A 1,770-nucleotide genomic window follows, 5' to 3' on the forward strand; every position below is an offset into this window, starting at 1 on the left:
GCCGACAAGCTGGCCGCCGTGACCTCGGGGCTGATGAGCATCACCGCCGGTGCCGCCCAGATGTTCGACGGCGACGTGGTGAAGCAGACGGTCGTGGAGATGGGCCGCGGGTACTTCCTCGTCATGCAGATCCGGGACGGCTCGATCCTGGCCACCCTGGCCGCCGCGGACGCCGACATCGGCGTGGTCGGCTACGAGATGGCGCGGTTGGCGAAGCAGGCCGGCGAGATGCTCACGCCCGCACTGCGGGCCGAGTTGCAGCAGGCGCTGCCCCGCTGACCGGGACGACCGGGCCGGGGCGTCACCCCGGCCGGGTCGCCGCGGCGGCGCTCAGAGGCCGTTGTCGCGGATCACCGTGCGGTACCAGTGGGCGCTGCTCTTGAGCACCCGGCGCTGCGTCGGGTAGTCGACGTAGACCAGGCCCCAGCGCTGGTCGTATCCCTCGGCCCACTCGAAGTTGTCCAGCAGCGACCAGACGTGGTAGCTCTCCAGCGGCACTCCGTCGGCGATCGCCCGATGCGCGGCGGCGAAGTGGTCGCGGAGGAAGTCGATCCGGCCGGAGTCGTCGACGGTGCCGTCCGGGCCGAGCCTGTCCGGGCAGGGCAGGCCGTTCTCGGTGACGGTGATCGGGATCCGGCCGTAGTCCCGGGTGACCCGGGTCAGGATGTCGTACATCCCCTCGGGGTAGATCTGCTGCCAGTCCGCCTCCGAGGTGGGCCAGCGGCGGGTGGTGTCGCCGCCGGCGGTGACGTAGATGGGCGTGTAGTACTGCACCGCGAGCAGGTCCACCGGGCTGGCGATGACGTCGAGGTCGCCGTCGCGGATACCGGCGGCCATCCGGCTGTCCGGGCCGAGGTCGGCCAGCACGTCCCGCGGGTACGCGCCCTTGAGGACGGAGTCGAGGTAGAGGCGGTTCTCGTAACCGTCGTACAGCCGGGTCGCCGCGGCCGCCTCCGGGCTGTCGTCGGCCGGGTAGCAGGGGTGCAGGTTGAGGGCGGGGCCGATCCGGCCGGCCTGGCCGGTGGCCCGCAGCGCCCGTACGGCCAGGCCGTGCGCCAGATGGAGGTGGTGGGCGACCAGGTAGGCGGCCGCCGGGTCCTGCCGGCCCGGCGCGTGGTGCCCCCACAGGTAGCCGTTCTGCACCACGGTCTTCGGCTCGTTGATGGTCAGCCAGACCGGGACCCGGTCGCCGAGGGCGCGGAAGACGGCGTCGGCGTACTCGGCGAAGCGGTGGGCGGTGTCCCGTGACTCCCAGCCGCCGGCGTCCTGCAACGCCTGCGGCAGGTCCCAGTGGAACAGGGTGGCCATCGGCGCGATGCCGCGCTCGTGCAGCCCGTCGACCAGTCGCCGGTAGAAGTCGAGACCGCGCTGGTTCGGCTTGCCGGTCCCGTCGGCCTGGATCCTCGGCCAGGAGATGGAGAACCGGTAGCTGCGCAGGCCGAGGTCGGCCATCAGGTCCAGGTCGTCGCGGTAGCGGTGGTAGTGGTCGGCGGCGACGTCGCCGGTGTCGCCGTTTCGGGTCCGGCCCGGGGTGTGGCTGAAGGTGTCCCAGACCGACTCGCCCCGGCCGTCCTCCTTCGCCGCCCCCTCGATCTGGTACGCCGACGTGGCCGCGCCCCAGCCGAAGCCCGGCGGGAAGCGCAGCGGTCCGCGCGGGTCCGGGTCGTTGTCCCGGTCCGGGCTGCTGTCGCAGCCACCGACGGCCGCGGCGGCCACGACGGCCGGGGTGGCGCCCGCCAGCCCGGCGCGGGCCGCTCCGGCGGCCGTGGC

The 1,770-nt window shown here is 73.4% G+C and carries 2 protein-coding genes; one reads left to right on the top strand and one right to left on the bottom strand.

What is annotated here, in order from left to right; genetic code table 11:
- On the top strand, window positions 1–279 hold a 279-nt coding region (locus JNW87_RS38285), incomplete at its 5' end, for a roadblock/LC7 domain-containing protein (protein WP_238455431.1).
- Window positions 280–330: 51 nt separating this feature from the next.
- On the opposite strand, the gene JNW87_RS38290 is transcribed toward JNW87_RS38285, so the two are convergent.
- Window positions 331–1,716, bottom strand: a complete 1,386-nt coding sequence (locus JNW87_RS38290) for a GH1 family beta-glucosidase (protein WP_375373610.1) — start codon at window positions 1,714–1,716, stop codon at window positions 331–333.
- Window positions 1,717–1,770: the final 54 nt, after the last annotated feature.

This window comes from Micromonospora sp. ATA51, assembly GCF_016802855.1.
Lineage (GTDB): Bacteria > Actinomycetota > Actinomycetes > Mycobacteriales > Micromonosporaceae > Micromonospora > Micromonospora sicca.